Raw genomic sequence first — 17,688 nt, forward strand, 5'->3', positions numbered from 1 at the left:
CGATCGTCTTAGAGTAAATGAACCGATTCAAATCGATGCGTTATGAGAGACTTGGCAATTAATATGGAAAATGGGACAGAAAAGTTCAAGTCCTTGCAAAAACAAATCTCCTTAAAATACTGGGTAGGATGGGCCGGTGGCTATGGCATATCGCAAAGAACAATCAACGTCTCAAAAGAAGAGGTGTGATAGTTTCTTCCTATTATTTCCCTATTTCCTCTCTTCTACTGTCTTTATTACACTTTATCCGCCACTACTTTATACGTAGGATCTTCCAAAACATTTACCTCGATAATATCATCCGCATTTTTGAGCAGACGGATACAGTCCTTGCTCAAATGCCGTAAATGTACCTTTTTACCCACTTTTTGATAGCGTTCCGTAATCTTGTTCAAGGCTTCAATAGCGGACATGTCCACTACCCGGCTCTCCTTAAAATCAATGATTATCTCATTGGGATCATTAAGTACATCAAATTTTGAGGCAAACAATGTAGTAGAACCAAAGAATAGCGGGCCATAGATTTCATAATGCTTTACCCCTTCATCGTCTAGATACTTTCGTGCACGAATACGTTTGGCATTGTCCCAGGCAAAGACCAAAGCGGAAATAATAACCCCTACCAATACGGCCAAGGCAAGATTGTGGAGAAAAACGGTAACTAAGGTAACCAGTACCATCACCAAGACGTCCGATTGTGGCATGCGACGAAAAGTACGTAGGCTGGCCCATTCAAAAGTACCTAGGGCAACCATGATCATAAGTCCCGTTAAAGCGGCCATGGGAACCCGTTCAATGAGTCCGGCACCGAACATAATAAATACCAAAAGCATTACAGCCGCGACAATCCCGGAAAGTCTTGCCCTGGCCCCGTTGGAGGTATTGATCAAACTTTGCCCGATCATGGCACACCCGCCCATCCCGGAAAAAAATCCGGAAAGGATATTGGCGGTTCCTTGTGCTACTGCCTCTTTGTTGCCCCGACCACGCGTTTCGGTTATCTCATCAACAATATTTAAGGTCAATAAACTCTCAATCAATCCCACTCCAGCTACAACAGCGGCATAAGGAAAAATGATTTGTAATGTCTCAAAGGAAAATGGAATTTCCGGAATATGGAAAGGAGGAAAGCCCCCCTTAATAGAGGCAATATCACCAATAGTACGGGTGTCGATATCAAAGAAGACCACAATACCAAAAATGGTAAGGATGGCTACCAAGGAGGATGGCACTACCTTACTTAACTTTGGAAGGCCCCAAATAATAAACATGGTCAAAAATACCAGTCCCAACAAAACATAGAGTTGCATACCGGAAAGCCAGTTGCCTTCCGTATCCTGAAACTGTACCAACTGTGACATGAAGATAATGATGGCCAAACCGTTTACAAAACCAAAAATAACGGGATGTGGTACTAATCGCATTAACTTGCCCAACCTAAGGAATCCCGCTGCCATTTGAAGAAGGCCCGCCAATATTACTGTGGCAAAAACATATTCTATACCAAAGTCTTTGGCTAAGGAAACAATAACTACGGCTACGGCCCCGGTAGCCCCTGAAATCATCCCTGGGCGACCTCCTAGAATTGAAGTGACCAAGCCCATTACAAAAGCAGCATACAAGCCTGTTAATGGGGAAAGACCGGCAATCAACGCAAAGGCAATGGCCTCGGGCACTAAGGCCAAGGCCACGGTAAGCCCCGAAAGGATTTCCGTCTTATAATCTACTTCCTGTGAAAAATCGAAAAGATTGAGATATTTCTTCAAACCTTATGAATTTAAGGCCGCAAAAATAGGGTTTATTGTACGCTCTCCATAGGTTTTACATTTTAATGTTGAGATTTTGATTTATTTTTAAAGGTCCGTTGCAAAACCGCTCCAAAAACTAGGAATACAACAACGTTCTCCTCAAAATATCCGTTATTATGAAAAAGGCTTTTATTATTCTGTCAGTATTCATCCTTCCGTTTTTAAACTATTCACAGGAGAAGGAAGACACTTATTTTGTAGCGCTATATACCTTGGGGGACCTCTGGGATTCCAACAAATCTCCTGGGGAACAAACTCATTTTAAGGAGCATTCGGCCCATCTCTCCAAATTAAGGTCGGACAGCATTATCGTTATAGGGGCCCGGTATAGCGATACCGGTATGCTTATCCTAAAAAGCAAAAATTTGGCCGAAGCCAAAAATTTGCTTTTGGAGGATATCGCCGTAAAGAATAATCTATTCCAAGTTGAAATCCATCCCTTTCAACCTTTTTATAAAGGCAAGTTAGAGTGATCCAAAATAGGGGATTACCAAGTTTTAAGTCCCAACAACCGCTCTCCAAGTGGTGATAGTTTAGCGGTTTCATATCTGGTCTGCTCCCAATTTCTTGGATCTCCCGGAAATGCATATCCTTCGGGGGCAACCCTGTTTTTCCAAGAATTGACGCGCCAGTCCCGTAGTTCCGGGTTATCTTCCTCTGCTGGCATCATGGAAATATATTGTGCGATCCGTACTTTGTCCTTTGATTTATTGGGTCGTATCCCATGGGGTTCGGTACTATTGAAAATCAATAAATCACCCGCTTCCATTTTTACCTTAACAATCTTATCTTCTAAATCAGAGATATCCGGTTGAAACCTGTCCCTGTCCTCTGGCTGGGTGAGTTTCCAACTATCGTAATTTCTATAGAGCCAAGGGATACATTGAAAACCTCCCATGTTTTCGTCCGTTTGATCGGCCAGTGCCAATACCCCTTGAACGTTCTGGGGTCTGGTTTCAGGGTCGTAATCCCAATGGATGAAGCCTTTTTTGTCTACACCCGGTGGTAAAGGAAAATTGAGATTGGCCCGATCTATGGTTACCCAAAGCTTTTCTGTGCCCCAAACATCTACAAAGGCATCATAAACCCGCTGTGCCTGACGGTTGTTCCATAGGTGTTGATGGTTATAAACTTCTACCATCCCGGTACCTGTCAATTCCTTCATTTGCATTTCGGCCCTAGCAGGAGCATACCAGGTTTCGGGGTCATTTGGATTTTTTTCATCGAATTCCCAAATGAAGTCGGCTGTAGCTTGAGCCTGTTCCCTAGGAATTGCATTTTTGATTACGATGTAACCATTGTGTATCCAAAACTGCCAATCCTCTTCGCTCAAAACGCGTAAAGGTTTCCCATTTGATCTGTCGTTCAAATTAATTTTACTACTGGTGGCCGTGGACGGATTCCCTGGAATTTCTTCATGGGCCTTGTTGGCCATTTCCAACTTTGTTTTTGTCTGTTGCATAATATAAATGTTTATTGATGTAATAGAATAGATAGGGTAAAACTACTCCGGTTCATTTCAAAAATCCACCTTCATATTGACCATTATTTGAACAATATTGATATTTTTCTATTTAAAATCATTTCTACATGACAATTTTGTTATATTTAATTATGAAAATCCAGCTGGAAAACATTCATTCAGACTCCAAAAGTCCCTTTCGGCTTTTACATGATCCCAAGTTAAACCATCTTTTTTACTGGCATTTTCATCCCGAATTTGAATTGGTTTATATTGAGGGGGCCAGTGCCACACGGCACGTTGGTGATCATATTTCGCAGTTTACCGACAGTGATTTGGTATTGATCGGTTCTAACATTCCCCATCTCAATTTTGACCATGGGGTCACTACTTCGTATAGAAAGGAGGTATTACATATTAAACCCACATTTAAGCAGTCGATTATAGCGCAAATGCCAGAGCTACAATCTTTGGATCGCCTCATGGAGCTTTCCAAGTATGGATTGGCTTTTACCGGTGCCACCAAGACAGAGATTGGTAAACGGATGAAGAAACTTCATACATTGCCCTCCTTTGAGTTTTTTTTGGAGATTCTTTCTATCCTCAGGTTTTTGGCAGGAAGCAAGGAATTTGAATTGCTTCATAGCAAACCCTTCGTCAATAAGTATAGCCATAAGGAGCAGGCACGAATCCGGGAAATCTACGCCCTGATCGACGAACGTTATCAAAATAAAATACCATTGGAAGAAGTCGCTGCCCTTTGTAGTTTAAGCAAACCGGCCTTTTGCCGCTATTTCAAGAAAACCACAGGAACCACTTTTACCAATTTTTTAAACCAATACCGTATTAGTCAGGCAAAACGCTTGCTACTCCTCGGCAAAAACATTAGCGAGACCTGTTATGAATGTGGGTTTGAAAGCCTTTCTTACTTTAATCGCATTTTTAAAAAAGTAACCCAAGAAAATCCCTCGGAATTTAAGCGAAGACACCTAATGCCATCCTGATAAAAAGAATCTATCTTCTTGTTGGGTTCAATACGAATATTTCATAAAAAATCGCCCCAAATCCACGAATTGGGACCAGGGCGATTCCTAACTAAATAACCAACCAAAAAATCTTTATCTATTTCTTTTGCGTTCTACCTTCATAATAGGATTTGAAGTCTTTGTTCTCTTTTTGGCTACGGAGCCCTTAACAGATTTTAAGTACTGCTGGTATCCTTTACCACGAAACTCGTATACCGTTCCGCTATTGGGGTGATACAATTCAATTGTACTATCATTGATAACGTATAGCTCAAAGTAATCATTGCCCATGAAGTCATAAGCGAGTGTTAAAGTTTTGAGCGTTTCATCGTTTTCTACGTCATAAACCTGATAATCACCCTCAAAATCCCACTGAAGATTTGAAATCGGTGTCCCTACAGCATCTATTGAAGACCGAAAGAAGTCCGGTAAAAACTGTAAAAAGTTTTCATTATCAAAATCATTGATAACCCCTTCCTCGCTAGTATATACTTTTTCCCAGGCATCATACTCCTGTATGAAGTAGTTGATATTGTCATAAAAGACCAGGTCATAGTCAAAATTGTTTCGCTGATATCCCCTTAAGACATAGGAGGTATTGGAACGACCATCATATAATTCAATCGAATTTCCGTTAATGGCAAATACTTCCAAGAGCCAAGGACCATCCACATCGTGGTCAATTTCCACCGCACCGCGTAAAGTGGAATAAAACCCAACGTCTATTCCCAAGCCATTTCCCGTTTTACCTATACCTACTATATTGTTGTTGGCATATACCACCCCGTCATCAAAAGAAATGGTAAAGGCCCGTTGTAGGAAGGGAACCTCGCCATTGCCACGGGTTTGGTTGATATCCACATACCAAAGGTCATAGGACTGTAATACCAAATCGGTGTTAATGGCTGAATCCTCGATAAACTCATCTTCTACAATTACTTCCGTGTAGCAAGAAGTCACTAAGGTTCCTAATAGAACCATCCCAAAAAGTAGTTTTGCCCTCATAACCTATGGTTTTATAATTTGATTGGTATAAAACAACCACTGTGCCAAATTTTTTAACCATTTGATAATCAAGGATTAAGCCCAAGGCGTTTATTTTAGGTATTTTTGGCCTGTAAATTAAAGATTGGCTTGGTCCAAAAAAGATTCATGGATAAAGACTTGAAATTCGCTGTGCTCGGTGGGGGAAGTTGGGCCACGGCCCTCATAAAAATGCTGACTGAAAATTTGGGCGACGTAATCTGGTACATGCGAAACCCGGATGCTATCGGATACATCAAAATCCAAGGACACAATCCTAATTATTTATCTTCTGTAGAATTGGATTTGGACAAGCTCCAATTGACCCATACTATCGATACGGCAATATCCAATGCAGATGTGTTGATTTTCGCTATTCCCTCGGCTTTCTTGGAGAGTGAACTCCAAAAGTCCACTCTTCCACTTGAAGACAAAATTGTTTTTTCGGCCATAAAGGGTATCGTACCCGAAACCGGATTGATCGTTGGGGAGCACTTTCATGAGAAATACAATATCCCATTTGAGAATATAGGGGTCATTACCGGTCCCTGCCATGCCGAAGAAGTGGCCTTGGAACGACTTTCTTATTTGACCATTGCCTGTGCGGATGATAAGAAAGCCAAATTAATGGCGAAAAATCTCAGTAGTCATTATATTAAAACAAAGATTACCAAGGACATCATCGGTACGGAATATGCAGCTATGCTTAAGAATATTTATGCCGTAGCAGCAGGAATTGCCCATGGACTTGGCTATGGTGATAATTTTCAAAGTGTCCTAATGAGCAACGCGATACGTGAAATGAAACGTTTTACGAAACGCATTCACAACATTGATCGTAACATCAACGAATCCGCCTATTTGGGCGACCTGTTGGTCACGGGCTATTCTATTTTTAGTCGTAATAGAATGTTCGGCAATATGATAGGTAAAGGTTATACCGTAAAAAGTGCCATGATGGAGATGAACATGGTGGCAGAGGGGTATTACGCGACTAAAAGCACTTATGAGATTAAATCCAAACTCAAAAAGAAAGTAAAGACCCCAATTATTGACGCCGTTTACGAAGTGCTATACGCTGGAAAAAACCCAAAAAAGTCCTTTAAGGCCTTGACCCATAAATTGAATTAATTCCACTGAAGGTCAGCCTAGAAGCAAATCGTCGTTTGCACTGCTTCCCCGAGGGATGAATTGATTCTGAACCTCAACCGAATTTAAATCGTAAGACTTTATATGGTCCTTGTTTACAATATAAGAGCGATGTATTCTCCGAAAATTTCCGGGAAGGGCAGATAGTGTACTTTTTATACTCCCATAGACTGTTATCTTGGAGTTGTCCAAAAGGTGATAGGTTACATAATTTCCCAAGCCCTCTATATACAGAACGTGCCCAGAAGACACTCTGTGAATCCTTCTGTTGGCCTTAAGCTCCAAGATTTTTTCATTATCCCTTTCATTTTTTTCCCGTTCCAGTATCCAGAGTTGAAAAAGTTTTACACCCATTACAAACAAAACCGTAGTATTGATCAATACCATAGCCCGTACCAGCATTCTGATGCTAAATAATCCAGTACTAAAATCATTGAGCAACAGTTCCTCATAAAAAAGGTGGATGAATACTCTTTGAAGTATCCCCGCGGATACCAGCATAATCATATATCCCACTAAAAACTGAACGTACTTTCGTTTTAATAGGAATTTGGGCATCAAAAAATAGAGGGTGGCGTATACAGCCAAAATACGGATGGGCAGTAAAACAAACTCCAAATAAAAGGATGCCATATATCCTTCTTGGCCCGCCCAAAGCAATCCGAATAGCGCGTAATATCCTACCCAAAAAATAATATGTGTCGCTATCCTAGAGTTGAACAGGTAGAAATCAGGTACACTTTTCATCTTGCTAAAAAATTAAAATCATGTACAGTACGCTTTTCACATAAAAAGAGCAAGGAACCACATAATTCCTCGGAATCTTAAAGTTAGGCAATCTAATTTTAAGGAAACCAAAAAATTGTACTACCATGAAAATTGAAGTTAAAAGCTCTGGGCCAATCCTCATAGTCTTTTTGTTGACCGCTTGTTTGTTAAGTGCACAAAATTTGGGAAGAAGGGCAGTTTGGCAAGCAAAAATAGCACCATCCAATGCAGCCCCAGGGGCTATTATACAATCTATTGAAAAAAATAGCCCTTTGGAAAAGGCTGGGTTTTTACCAGGAGATCGGCTTATCCGGGTAAATGGAGTTTCCATTTTGGACGAGGAAATCTGGAGCGACATTTTCTATGGACTAAGAGGGGATACCCCCATAACCATAGAGGCGGTGAGGGACAACTCGCTATATAAAAAGCAGCTTCGTTTTGAACCACTTGAAATGGAATCCCATACGAATCTGGAAACTTTTTACGAAGAGATTACCAGTGCTTACGGGATAACCCAAAGAATCATAATTACAAAACCTCGGAAAAAGGGAAGACAACCCGCCGTCGTATTGATAGGAGGTCTTAGTTGCTCCAGCATTGAAACGTATCCAGGACGAAAGGGAAATTGGGTACAGACCATCACCGATTTAGTGGAAAAATCAGGAATGGTGGTCATGCGCATAGAAAAACCTGGCGTTGGAGATAGCGATGGAGATTGTGGTCAATCCGATTTTCTCATGGATCTTGAGGGTTATCGAGCTGCCATACGAAACTTAAAATCAAAGTCTTATGTAGACCCTGATAAAATTGTGATCTATGGCTCCAGTATGGGAAGTGCGCTTGCTCCATTGTTGGCCAATGAGTTCAATTTGGCCGGAGTAATTTCTGATGGTACTTTCTTTAAGACATGGTATGAGCATATGCTGGAAATAGAACGTCGTATTCTACAGTTTCAAGGGAATACGGAAGCAGAAATTGTGGAGAAGATGAACAACTATTTCATTCCATTATATTACGGGATGCTCATTGAAAAGAAGACCTATCAAGAAGTGGTCAATACCTATCCGGCCTTGGCCCAATTCAATTATCACGGTCCGGCCCATATGTACGGGAGACCGGTACGTTATTATCAACAATTGCAGGATTTCAACTTGGCCGGTCAATGGGAAAAACTCAAGGTTCCCGTAAGAATCCTAAGGGGCTCAAACGATTGGATCATGTCTGCCTTTGACAACAAAATGATATTACAGGTCCTAAAAAGAAATGGGCATTCCGACCACGCATTATTGGAATATCCCGGATTAGATCACTGGAACACCATTCACAAAACGTCAAAAGATTCCTTTGAGGGCAAAGCCGGAAAATGGGACGAAGGGACTGTACTCGTTATCATAGAATGGGCACAGGAAATGGCAGGCATACAACCTTAGACCCGCTCCAGGCTAAAATTTGAATGCTCTTCAATTTCGTGCAAAAGCTCCTCCTTCCATGCCAGAATCTGGGAATCACCAACGTTAAAAATTGACTTGAACTCATCCAACACGGAATCCATGTAATTACGTACCCCATCAATATCAAAATACAATCTACCGGTCCTACGGATGAAAAAATCCATGGGATTTTGGACCATTTCATACTGGATACCAAATCGGAGCTCGGCCTTAATCATTTTGATACGATTATCTATATCCTTTAATTCGGCATAGGTCTCTAAAATAGTCTCGGTCTGTTTCCCATAATTGGTCACCAGGAACCAGGCATCGTAGGCCGTAAACCCATCTTCTTTTAGACGATTATGGATCTCCGAAATATATCGCTTTACGTGCTTGAACTTTTTAAAGCCCACATTACCGCACAGGGGAATGGCATCCGTGGTACATTCCTCAACTTCGGTAGCATGATCTTCCTCCAGTTTTTTGGTGATGCGATCGACGACACGTTCGGCCATTTTTCGATATCCCGTAAGCTTTCCACCGGCAATACTGAGCAAGCCGGTATCCGAGGTAAATATCTCATCCTTTCTGGAAAGTTCCGAGGCCGATTTGCCTTCTTCATGAATCAAGGGCCGCAGTCCAGCCCAGGAGGAGACAATATCATCCATTTCCAGGTTAATACTGGGGAACATATTATTGACCGCAGATATCAGATAAATGGCATCGGCCAGATCTGTTCGAACGTTGTCCTTATCCTTATTAAAATTGGTATCGGTAGTTCCTATATAGGTTATTTTTCCACGTGGGATGGCAAACATCATGCGCCCGTCCGGTATATCAAAATACACGGATTGTTTTACGGGGAGTTTCTCATGGGGAAACACTAAATGAACTCCTTTGGTCAAGTGTAATTGTTTTCCTTTCTTGGAATTGTTCATCCCGCGAAGTTCATCGACCCAAGGGCCAGCGGCATTGATTACATATTTTGATTTAATATCGAATTCCTTCCCCGAAATCCCATCTGCAATTTTTACCCCCGCAACTTGATTATCGGTATACAGAAAGTCAGTGACCTTGGCATAATTCAAGGCCAGTGCACCAAATTGAAGACTTGTCTTTATGTTTTCAATGGTAAGGCGGGCATCATCGGTTCTATATTCGGCATAATAGCCTGCCCCGTTCAATATTTTTTTAGGTAACAGAGGCTCCAGTTTCAGGGCTTCCTTTTTCTCCAGCATCTTCCGTTTGTCATCCCCTGAGACCTGTGCCAAAATATCGTAGACCTTTAATCCAATGGAAGTCAACCATTTTCCATAGGAGCCGTTCTCAATAAGAGGTAGCAACATCTTTTCGGGCAGTACCAGATGTGGCGCCAGTTTATGTACAATGGCCCGTTCCGAACCTACTTCTTTTACCAGCCAAAAATCGAACTGCTTTAAATAACGTAACCCGCCATGAATCAATTTTGTGGATTTGCTACTAGTCCCCGAGGCAAAATCCCCCTTTTCCACTAAAGCTACCTTTAAGCCCCTTGATGCTGCGTCCAAGGCAATGCCCCCTCCCGTGATACCTCCTCCAATAACGACAAGATCAAATTCGTCCTTGGACAGATTTCCAATCATCTTTGTTCTATCTAGATTTGAGAATTTTAGGTTCATGTTGAACGTATTAGAGTATCTTTTTATTGATTTTTCATTCCTAATCTAAAAGTAGGTACAAATCCTATTTCATCATAAGGTTTTCCCTCCATCAAACGACAAATCCAGAAATGGTCACGATTCTTCCCAACCCTTGGTGCGCTCTACGGCTTTTTGCCAGTTTTTATACAGACGCTTTCGTTTTACACGGTCAAAAGTAGGCTGAAAAACACGGTCCATCGGCCGGTTTTGATCAATATCTTCCTGTGTCCAAAGCCCTACCTGGATTCCTGCTAAAAATGCAGCGCCCATGGCGGTGGATTCAATGACTTCGGGACGATGTACCTCGGTATCTAAAATATCGGCTTGGAATTGCATCAGATAGTTATTGGCGCAAGCCCCGCCATCTACCCTAAGGTTTTCCAATTGAATTCCAGAATCGTCCTCCATAGCCTTGAGTATATCCTTGGTTTGATAGGCCAAAGACTCCAGGGTCGCTTTTGCCAAATGGGCCTTTCCCGTATCGCGGGTTAATCCAAAAATTGCACCACGGGCATACATGTCCCAATAAGGTGCACCGAGACCCGCGAAGGCCGGTACCACATATACTGAGCTTTCCCCTTCAATGGAGTTTGCCAATGCCTCCGTTTCCTTGGCGTCCTCAATAACTTCCAATCCATCACGTAGCCATTGTATGGCCGCACCAGCTATAAAGATGCTTCCTTCCAAAGCATAGTTCACCTTGCCGTCCAACCCGTAGGCAATGGTAGTCAAAAGTCCATTCTTGGAAAATTGAGGGTCTTCTCCGGTGTTCATCAACATAAAACAACCGGTGCCGTAGGTGTTTTTTGCGGTTCCTTCTTTAAAACATCCTTGGCCAAAAAGTGCGGCTTGTTGATCTCCTGCAATTCCTGCAATAGGAATTTGTACCCCGTCAATTTCATAGTCCCCAAAATGGTGTGCCGAAGGTTGAACCGTAGGTAACATGCTTTTCGGAATCCCCAAGGCATTCAATAGTTTATCGTCCCATTTTAAATTTACAATGTCGTAAATCATAGTCCTGGACGCATTGGTATAATCCGTTACATGATTCTTTTTGTCCGTCATGTTCCATATCAACCAAGTATCCACGGTACCCATGAGCAAATCTCCATTATCCGCTTTTGCCTTGGCTCCGGCAACATTGTCCAAAATCCATTTTACCTTGGTTCCCGAAAAATAGGAGTCGATGACCAGACCTGTAGTCTTCCGAACGTGTTCGGTGTATCCTTCATTTTTTAAATCCTCACAGATGTCCGCTGTTCGCTTATCTTGCCATACAATGGCATTGTACACTGGTTCCCCGGTATTCTTGTCCCAAACCATAGTTGTCTCCCGTTGATTGGTTATTCCTATGGCCCTAATATCCACTGGCGCTACCTTTTCTTTCTGTATTAATTCGTTGAGTACTTCCATCTGCGATTCCAGAATTTCCATGGGGTCATGTTCTACCCATCCCGATTTCGGAAAAATCTGTTTGAACTCTTTTTGTACCATGCCCTTTATTTTACCTTCCTTATCAACAAGAAGGGCTCTAGAACTTGTGGTCCCTTGATCTAATGCAATGATGTAGTCCATAATGTGGTGGTTTTATTGCCCAATACACCCCAAATTGGCATAAAAGAAGCAACGCAATGATATAAATATACTTGATTAAAGAGGAACGGCAAAGGGTTGGAAATACTCTATCGTTGTAGTTAGGGAAAGTTTAAAATATAGGAATCCGCATCTTCTAAAATTAACTGTATCCAAAACTAAAATCTTATTTGATGGCAAAAGCTTTCTTAGAGAAATCATACTCCCACCCAACCTTGCAAACCTGTGCTTTATACCAATTGTACCAATCCCCTATTCCCTTTTCCTGTGCAAATTGGTGATTGGCCTATCTTTCAAATCTAATAACGGATTTTAAGGTTTTCCAATAAACCACTGAGATACCAACCTCCCTCCTTGCGCTTTCAAATCTTAAAAATCCAGGTTGTTTTGAGACGAGGTTTTCCATTTCCTTGCCATTTCCAAATAACCGTGGTCATTGTTGCTAAGGGCCGATACAAAGATTACGGCATAGTAGGAAATGTCTTTGCACATTTGATATGATATGTTTGGATTTCCCTTTTTCCTTGGCCGTTAATTCGTTTGGTTTGCGGGTTTGTCAATTTATATAGGCCTTCTCTACAAAATAGTTGACTATGGCCTCCTTCATCAACACCGATTGCTCGCCGGCCTTTAAATGTGGCAGGGCTTCCTTCATCGTGTAATGGGGCCAACCGTCCTCATCAAAAAAATCGAATTCATAATAACCATAGGGTTCCAATAGCCTACAGATGGCGATATGCATTAAATTGAGTTTTTCGTCCTTTTTGTAGGTCTTGTGATATTGTCCCAACTCCTGCACACCGATCAAGTAGATAATGGCATCCAGCTCCAAAAGATCTCCATCGGCAAATTGGGCAGATAACTTCTCCACCAAAACGTCCCAACGTTCCTTAAGTTGTAAATCCCTGGACATGCTTTTTTTGAATTCTTTCTTTATAGTCAGCGGGATAAAGGTACAAATCAAAAATGTTACTTTTGCTAAAACACTGCCAGTATGAATTTCTTGGATATTGTTCTGGGATTATTATTGCTTTGGGGACTTTGGAAAGGCCTTAAAAATGGACTTTTCCTAGAGATAGCCTCTATTATTGCACTTGTAGCCGGAATTTTTGGAGCCATTCACTTCTCCTACTACGCCGGTGATTACCTTTCCCAAAATATGGACTGGGACGAACGTTATATCAACATTGCCGCTTTTATAATAACCTTTTTCGCAATTGTGCTTATCGTGCATATAGCGGGAAAATTCCTGACCAAAATTGCGGATTTTGCCATGTTGGGTCTATTGAATAAAATTGCCGGTGCCATTTTTGGGGCGTTAAAGGTAGCAGTAATACTGGGAGCACTTCTTATTTTTTTTGAACGGGTAAATTCTTCTACAGGCTTTATCCAAAACGATACTCTAAAAAATTCTGTACTTTATGAGCCCATTAAGGAAATAGGGGCCTTTGTCTTCTCAAAGGTTTTAAAGGGAAATTCAGGAAGTGAACCCGAGCTACAGCAACATCAGGTGGTTTGCAATACCTTTTCATTAATGACTTGAATTTCATTTTTGCATGTAATAGCGATGCCTATAAAATTACCGATGTGGATTAAAAAGTGCCTTTTATCGAAAAAAGGAATTTTTTAAAAGTTGAATTGGATAATTTTCTCTATTATTATCCCGTTGAATCTCTCCCCGTTCAACTTTTATTTCCACTTTTCATCGGGAATAATCCCCCCACTTATCCAGACCTACTTGCGTGAACACCTGCTTACAATTTAGAACATTGTATGAAGCTGAAGTTAAACTCTGTGAATAGAAGAGTTGGCTATACTTTTTTGGTGTGCTTGGCATTATTGTCCACAGCCTGTACCAAGGAGTCCGATGCCCTTGCCGAAATCCCTAATATTCCCGAGGCCGAAAATGTGGTCGAAGTGGAACAGGAACTTATTACCGTAGTTAATAATCATAGAATATCTATTGGCTATGCCGCCTTACAATATAGCCCCATAGCCCATGAATATGCCAATAAGCACAATGATTACATGATAGCCCAGGGCGATTTGAGCCATGATAATTTCAGCGCACGTGCCTCAGGTATCGCAGCCGAGGTCAATGCTGAATATGTAGGTGAAAATGTGGCCAAGGATTATGACACCGCTTCCGAAGCATTCCAGGGTTGGTTAAATAGTACTAGTCACAAAAAAACCATGGAAGACGAGTTTACGCATACTGCCGTAAGTGTAAAAAAAGACGCCAGCGGTAACTTTTATTTTACCCAACTCTTCTACCGCTAGCTTTCCGATAAAGCCAATTTCTTTTCTTAAATTTGATAAAATCGGTTGACGGTTATTTGTTCCCGATATGGAAACAATTGTTGGACAACCAAAAACTATCAACAAAGAAATATGGCAATTTCACCCCCCTTTAACCTCAATAAATGGCTCGAGGAAAATAGAGATACCCTAAAACCTCCCGTAGGCAACAAAAATTTATACAAAGATGCCGGAGACTATATCGTTATGATAGTTGCGGGGCCCAATGCCCGAAAGGATTATCATTACAATGAGACCGAAGAGCTTTTTTATCAATTGGAGGGAAATATCGAAGTTCACATTCAGGAGGACGGGAAGAAGAAAACATTCAAGTTAGGACCAGGGGATATGTATCTGCATCCCGCCAAAATACCCCATTCCCCGGTTCGGCACGAGGGGTCGATTGGTTTAGTGGTAGAACGTAAACGAGCGGATATGAATGTGGATGATGGACTCCTTTGGTTTTGTGATAATTGCAATCACAAGCTCTATGAGGCCTATTTTACATTAGAGGATATCGAAAAGGACTTCTTGGCCCATTTTAAACATTTTTATAGCTCCAAAGAATTACGTACCTGTTCCAATTGCGGAACTGTGATGCCGGTAGATGAACGTTTTATTGCCAAGGATTAACTATGGAAATAGCGATTAGGATACTAATAGGATTGGTTGCCCTTTTCCATCTTTATTTTTTATGGTTCGAGATGTTTGCCTGGACCACACGGGGCAGAAAAATATTTCGCAGTTTTCCCCCTGAGCTTTTTGAACCCACCAAACCTTTGGCTGCAAACCAAGGTCTTTACAATGGTTTTTTGGCCGCTGGACTGATATGGACATTCTTTATTAAGGATAAAATTTGGGTGGATTCTATTTCCCTTTTCTTTTTGGGGTGTGTTTCCATAGCCGGAATCTATGGAGCACTGACTGCCGATAAGAAAATATTCTTTGTACAGGCCCTTCCTGCGCTGGTTGCCATTCTTCTCATCTTTTTAAAATAAAAGAGGGCTTCAACATTAATACTTTCCAAGACAGGAAAACGGTTAATATTCGTAGCTTTGTCAAAATTCTAACAATTCATTCTTAAAAAGTTATAAAAATGTCTGTAGTTGCAACCGATTTTGGGATACAAAAAGCCTTGGACCAGTTAGGTGTCCGAGATATCAATATGGGAACCTCAACAGGTTCGGAAAATTTCGGCTCAGGCGATACTATTACGTCTCATTCCCCTGTTGATGGCGTGTTAATCGGAAGTGTTACGAGCACTACACCAGAGGATTATGAAAAGGTAATACGTACTGCCGAAGCAGCCTTTACATCCTGGCGCAAAACCCCGGCCCCACAACGCGGAGAAATCGTTCGCCAATTCGGTGAAAAACTAAGACATCTCAAAGAACCTCTGGGAAAACTGGTTTCCTATGAAATGGGCAAAAGTTATCAGGAAGGTCTGGGAGAGGTTCAAGAAATGATTGACATCTGCGATTTTGCGGTTGGTCTTTCCAGACAATTACATGGCCTTACGATGCATTCGGAACGTCCGGGGCATCGCATGTATGAACAATATCATCCATTAGGGGTGGTTGGTATTATTTCGGCCTTTAATTTCCCGGTCGCCGTTTGGGCATGGAATACGGCCTTGGCCTGGGTCTGTGGTGATGTATGTATTTGGAAGCCTTCGGAAAAAACGCCTCTATGCGGTGTCGCCTGCCAAAATATCTCCGCAGAAGTCCTAAAGGAAAATGACTTGCCCGAAGGGATTTCCTGTTTGATCAATGGGGATTACAAAGTGGGAGAGTTCATCACAACCGATAAGAGGGTCCCCTTGATTTCTGCTACTGGGTCCATTCGTATGGGGAAAATAGTAGCACAGGCGGTTGCTGCGAGGTTGGGAAAATCGCTCCTAGAACTCGGAGGAAACAATGCCATAGTTGTTACGCCGGATGCCGATATAAAAATGACAGTCATCGGAGCGGTATTTGGAGCTGTAGGAACCTGTGGACAACGATGTACTTCCACCCGAAGATTAATTGTTCATGAATCCATTTATGATCAGGTAAAAAATGCGGTAGTCGATGCCTACAAGCAATTGCGTATCGGTAATCCTTTGGACCAGAGCAATCACGTGGGCCCGTTAATCGATACGGATGCTGTGGGAATGTATAAAAGGGCTTTGGAACAAGTTGTTGCGGAAGGTGGAAAGCTAGTAGTAAGCGGTGGTGTTCTTGAAGGTGAAGGTTATGAAAGTGGTTGTTATGTAAAGCCTGCCATTGCAGAAGCCAAGAACGATTTTGAAATCGTTCAACATGAAACTTTCGCTCCAATTTTGTACTTGCTGAAGTATTCCGGCAATGTGGAAAATGCCATAGCCATTCAAAACGGCGTGGTACAAGGGCTTTCATCCGCAATAATGACCACCAACTTAAGGGAAGCTGAAAAGTTTCTTTCCGCATGGGGAAGCGATTGTGGTATTGCCAATGTAAATATTGGTACTTCAGGTGCCGAAATCGGGGGTGCTTTTGGCGGCGAGAAAGAGACAGGCGGCGGTCGGGAAAGCGGTTCGGATGCCTGGAAAGTTTATATGCGGAGGCAGACGAATACCATTAATTTCTCTGATCAGTTGCCATTGGCCCAAGGAATATCATTTAAATTATAGGAGTGCAATCCTTCCGTTCCATTTTTCATGTATCGGTTGCAGAGCCGCATAAAAATCTACCGTTTGATGTATAGAACGACAGACCCATCGACCCCTTAACTCCTTGATTTGCCATCGGCGAACCGGTTTAAAGATTGGCGGGCCTTGAGACACATCTTAAACTAATGTAAGCATCCGTTTTTAATCGAATGGGCATACCAAATCAACAGGTCAAGATAAAGCTATCTATTTGTTTTTGGTTTCTACCGGTTTCGGTTCCTTTGCGGTCCAACTTCCATGTAACAAGGACTGCAGGCCCAAGACCAGGAACATACATAGAAAAGTGACTGCTTTTATGATTTCTGTTTTCATATTCATGGGGTGTATTGGTTCGTTGTATTCAAAATTATGTTCCAAACTGCCATATTCCGCATAGTAATGTACTTCTTACCTAACTCTCTGTATAATTTTCACATTATCCATTAAGGTTGACAGATTCCCGATATCGTAAATTACTAGATATTCGATTCATACGTAACGGTAAACCCGCTAGGTCCAAGTCTGGAACCATAGCGGGTTTAAAACCAACCAAACTAACTAACTCAAAGTATTCTTAAAACCCTACCTCAATGCCAGAACCTTGTTGGGAGAGGTAGGGTTGCATTGCAAATATTTGTGGCAATTTCCTAAATATTTCCACAACTGGAACTGTACTTTTTATAAGTGGTTATGAAAATTGTATGACTTGACCTAAAAAGCCTATGCCTTGTAATCCTTACCGCACCGGTTTCTAGGATTTACTATATCATTTTAACATTTTT

The 17,688-nt window shown here is 41.7% G+C and carries 19 protein-coding genes; 10 read left to right on the top strand and 9 right to left on the bottom strand.

Annotation, left to right across the window (positions count from 1 at the left end; all coding sequences use genetic code 11):
• The first annotated feature begins 42 nt into the window (after positions 1–42).
• A complete protein-coding gene (locus Q0993_RS11800; protein ID WP_299533223.1) occupies positions 43–189 on the top strand; it encodes a hypothetical protein in 147 nt (48 codons plus the stop codon).
• A 47-nt stretch (positions 190–236) separates the two neighbouring features.
• On the opposite strand, the gene Q0993_RS11805 is transcribed toward Q0993_RS11800, so the two are convergent.
• Entirely contained in the window at positions 237–1,766 is a 1,530-nt protein-coding gene (locus Q0993_RS11805) for a SulP family inorganic anion transporter (RefSeq protein WP_299533225.1), read from the bottom strand.
• A gap of 158 nt (positions 1,767–1,924) precedes the next feature.
• On the opposite strand from Q0993_RS11805, the gene Q0993_RS11810 reads away from it, so the two are divergent.
• Positions 1,925–2,281 carry a hypothetical protein gene (locus Q0993_RS11810; protein WP_299533227.1) on the top strand — a complete coding sequence of 119 codons (357 nt, stop codon included), beginning with the start codon at positions 1,925–1,927 and terminating at the stop codon, positions 2,279–2,281.
• Positions 2,282–2,295: 14 nt separating this feature from the next.
• Here Q0993_RS11810 and Q0993_RS11815 read toward each other — a convergent pair whose 3' ends face one another.
• Positions 2,296–3,270 (bottom strand): phytanoyl-CoA dioxygenase family protein, encoded by a 975-nt coding sequence (locus Q0993_RS11815; protein WP_299533229.1) that lies wholly within the window; start codon positions 3,268–3,270, stop codon positions 2,296–2,298.
• A 152-nt stretch (positions 3,271–3,422) separates the two neighbouring features.
• On the opposite strand from Q0993_RS11815, the gene Q0993_RS11820 reads away from it, so the two are divergent.
• On the top strand, positions 3,423–4,274 hold the full coding sequence (locus Q0993_RS11820; RefSeq protein ID WP_299533232.1) for an AraC family transcriptional regulator: 852 nt from the start codon (positions 3,423–3,425) through the stop codon (positions 4,272–4,274).
• A 114-nt stretch (positions 4,275–4,388) separates the two neighbouring features.
• Here Q0993_RS11820 and Q0993_RS11825 read toward each other — a convergent pair whose 3' ends face one another.
• Positions 4,389–5,300 carry a nicotinic acid mononucleotide adenyltransferase gene (locus Q0993_RS11825; protein ID WP_299533235.1) on the bottom strand — a complete coding sequence of 304 codons (912 nt, stop codon included), beginning with the start codon at positions 5,298–5,300 and terminating at the stop codon, positions 4,389–4,391.
• Between the two features lie 147 nt (positions 5,301–5,447).
• Between Q0993_RS11825 and Q0993_RS11830 the strand changes: the two genes are divergently transcribed.
• A complete protein-coding gene (locus tag Q0993_RS11830) occupies positions 5,448–6,449 on the top strand; it encodes an NAD(P)H-dependent glycerol-3-phosphate dehydrogenase (protein ID WP_299533238.1) in 1,002 nt (333 codons plus the stop codon).
• A gap of 12 nt (positions 6,450–6,461) precedes the next feature.
• On the opposite strand, the gene Q0993_RS11835 is transcribed toward Q0993_RS11830, so the two are convergent.
• Positions 6,462–7,214, bottom strand: coding sequence for a LytTR family DNA-binding domain-containing protein (locus Q0993_RS11835; RefSeq protein ID WP_299533240.1), 753 nt, complete (start codon positions 7,212–7,214; stop codon positions 6,462–6,464).
• A 125-nt stretch (positions 7,215–7,339) separates the two neighbouring features.
• On the opposite strand from Q0993_RS11835, the gene Q0993_RS11840 reads away from it, so the two are divergent.
• Positions 7,340–8,665, top strand: coding sequence for an alpha/beta hydrolase (locus Q0993_RS11840; RefSeq protein ID WP_299533243.1), 1,326 nt, complete (start codon positions 7,340–7,342; stop codon positions 8,663–8,665).
• Here the strand turns inward: Q0993_RS11840 and Q0993_RS11845 are convergent.
• The 4 genes from Q0993_RS11845 to Q0993_RS11860 all read right to left on the bottom strand — a co-directional run bounded on the left by Q0993_RS11845 (position 8,662) and on the right by Q0993_RS11860 (position 12,853).
• Complete coding sequence (locus tag Q0993_RS11845) at positions 8,662–10,326, bottom strand: glycerol-3-phosphate dehydrogenase/oxidase (protein ID WP_299533246.1); 1,665 nt, start codon at positions 10,324–10,326, stop codon at positions 8,662–8,664. The two genes, Q0993_RS11840 and Q0993_RS11845, sit on opposite strands and share 4 nt — an antisense overlap.
• Before the next feature lie 114 nt (positions 10,327–10,440).
• Positions 10,441–11,922, bottom strand: a complete 1,482-nt coding sequence (gene glpK / locus Q0993_RS11850; protein ID WP_299533249.1) for a glycerol kinase GlpK — start codon at positions 11,920–11,922, stop codon at positions 10,441–10,443.
• Positions 11,923–12,309: 387 nt separating this feature from the next.
• Positions 12,310–12,432: a hypothetical protein gene (locus tag Q0993_RS11855; RefSeq protein ID WP_299533252.1), complete on the bottom strand. Its 123-nt coding sequence runs from the start codon at positions 12,430–12,432 to the stop codon at positions 12,310–12,312.
• Positions 12,433–12,496: 64 nt separating this feature from the next.
• A complete protein-coding gene (locus tag Q0993_RS11860; RefSeq protein ID WP_299533255.1) occupies positions 12,497–12,853 on the bottom strand; it encodes a hypothetical protein in 357 nt (118 codons plus the stop codon).
• Positions 12,854–12,934: 81 nt separating this feature from the next.
• On the opposite strand from Q0993_RS11860, the gene Q0993_RS11865 reads away from it, so the two are divergent.
• The 5 genes from Q0993_RS11865 (at position 12,935) to Q0993_RS11885 (ending at position 16,888) form a co-directional block, all read left to right on the top strand.
• Positions 12,935–13,483, top strand: coding sequence for a CvpA family protein (locus tag Q0993_RS11865; protein ID WP_299533258.1), 549 nt, complete (start codon positions 12,935–12,937; stop codon positions 13,481–13,483).
• A 251-nt stretch (positions 13,484–13,734) separates the two neighbouring features.
• Positions 13,735–14,220 carry a CAP domain-containing protein gene (locus Q0993_RS11870; RefSeq protein WP_299533261.1) on the top strand — a complete coding sequence of 162 codons (486 nt, stop codon included), beginning with the start codon at positions 13,735–13,737 and terminating at the stop codon, positions 14,218–14,220.
• 111 nt (positions 14,221–14,331) lie between these two features.
• The gene (locus tag Q0993_RS11875) at positions 14,332–14,871 is read left to right on the top strand and encodes a 3-hydroxyanthranilate 3,4-dioxygenase (protein WP_299533263.1); all 540 of its coding nucleotides are present in this window, start codon (positions 14,332–14,334) and stop codon (positions 14,869–14,871) included.
• Positions 14,872–14,873: 2 nt separating this feature from the next.
• On the top strand, positions 14,874–15,236 hold the full coding sequence (locus tag Q0993_RS11880; protein ID WP_299533265.1) for a DUF1304 domain-containing protein: 363 nt from the start codon (positions 14,874–14,876) through the stop codon (positions 15,234–15,236).
• A gap of 98 nt (positions 15,237–15,334) precedes the next feature.
• The gene (locus Q0993_RS11885; RefSeq protein ID WP_299533268.1) at positions 15,335–16,888 is read left to right on the top strand and encodes an aldehyde dehydrogenase family protein; all 1,554 of its coding nucleotides are present in this window, start codon (positions 15,335–15,337) and stop codon (positions 16,886–16,888) included.
• A 225-nt stretch (positions 16,889–17,113) separates the two neighbouring features.
• Here Q0993_RS11885 and Q0993_RS11890 read toward each other — a convergent pair whose 3' ends face one another.
• The gene (locus Q0993_RS11890; protein ID WP_299533271.1) at positions 17,114–17,239 is read right to left on the bottom strand and encodes a hypothetical protein; all 126 of its coding nucleotides are present in this window, start codon (positions 17,237–17,239) and stop codon (positions 17,114–17,116) included.
• Positions 17,240–17,688 lie beyond the last annotated feature (449 nt).

Origin of the sequence: Ulvibacterium sp., from assembly GCF_028285715.1 — a bacterium.
Taxonomy (GTDB): domain Bacteria; phylum Bacteroidota; class Bacteroidia; order Flavobacteriales; family Flavobacteriaceae; genus Ulvibacterium.

What these genes read in the sequence shown, in the direction of transcription:
- Q0993_RS11860 (WP_299533255.1), bottom strand. Translation starts at nt 12,853, where the DNA reads ATGTCCAGGGATTTACAACTTAAGGAACGTTGGGACGTTTTGGTGGAG.
- Q0993_RS11840 (WP_299533243.1), top strand. Translation starts at nt 7,340, where the DNA reads ATGAAAATTGAAGTTAAAAGCTCTGGGCCAATCCTCATAGTCTTTTTG.
- Q0993_RS11875 (WP_299533263.1), top strand. Translation starts at nt 14,332, where the DNA reads ATGGCAATTTCACCCCCCTTTAACCTCAATAAATGGCTCGAGGAAAAT.
- Q0993_RS11825 (WP_299533235.1), bottom strand. Translation starts at nt 5,300, where the DNA reads ATGAGGGCAAAACTACTTTTTGGGATGGTTCTATTAGGAACCTTAGTG.
- Q0993_RS11810 (WP_299533227.1), top strand. Translation starts at nt 1,925, where the DNA reads ATGAAAAAGGCTTTTATTATTCTGTCAGTATTCATCCTTCCGTTTTTA.
- glpK (WP_299533249.1), bottom strand. Translation starts at nt 11,922, where the DNA reads ATGGACTACATCATTGCATTAGATCAAGGGACCACAAGTTCTAGAGCC.
- Q0993_RS11855 (WP_299533252.1), bottom strand. Translation starts at nt 12,432, where the DNA reads ATGTGCAAAGACATTTCCTACTATGCCGTAATCTTTGTATCGGCCCTT.
- Q0993_RS11815 (WP_299533229.1), bottom strand. Translation starts at nt 3,270, where the DNA reads ATGCAACAGACAAAAACAAAGTTGGAAATGGCCAACAAGGCCCATGAA.
- Q0993_RS11890 (WP_299533271.1), bottom strand. Translation starts at nt 17,239, where the DNA reads ATGAAAACAGAAATCATAAAAGCAGTCACTTTTCTATGTATGTTCCTG.
- Q0993_RS11820 (WP_299533232.1), top strand. Translation starts at nt 3,423, where the DNA reads ATGAAAATCCAGCTGGAAAACATTCATTCAGACTCCAAAAGTCCCTTT.
- Q0993_RS11800 (WP_299533223.1), top strand. Translation starts at nt 43, where the DNA reads ATGAGAGACTTGGCAATTAATATGGAAAATGGGACAGAAAAGTTCAAG.
- Q0993_RS11865 (WP_299533258.1), top strand. Translation starts at nt 12,935, where the DNA reads ATGAATTTCTTGGATATTGTTCTGGGATTATTATTGCTTTGGGGACTT.
- Q0993_RS11885 (WP_299533268.1), top strand. Translation starts at nt 15,335, where the DNA reads ATGTCTGTAGTTGCAACCGATTTTGGGATACAAAAAGCCTTGGACCAG.
- Q0993_RS11830 (WP_299533238.1), top strand. Translation starts at nt 5,448, where the DNA reads ATGGATAAAGACTTGAAATTCGCTGTGCTCGGTGGGGGAAGTTGGGCC.
- Q0993_RS11835 (WP_299533240.1), bottom strand. Translation starts at nt 7,214, where the DNA reads ATGAAAAGTGTACCTGATTTCTACCTGTTCAACTCTAGGATAGCGACA.
- Q0993_RS11845 (WP_299533246.1), bottom strand. Translation starts at nt 10,326, where the DNA reads ATGAACCTAAAATTCTCAAATCTAGATAGAACAAAGATGATTGGAAAT.
- Q0993_RS11880 (WP_299533265.1), top strand. Translation starts at nt 14,874, where the DNA reads ATGGAAATAGCGATTAGGATACTAATAGGATTGGTTGCCCTTTTCCAT.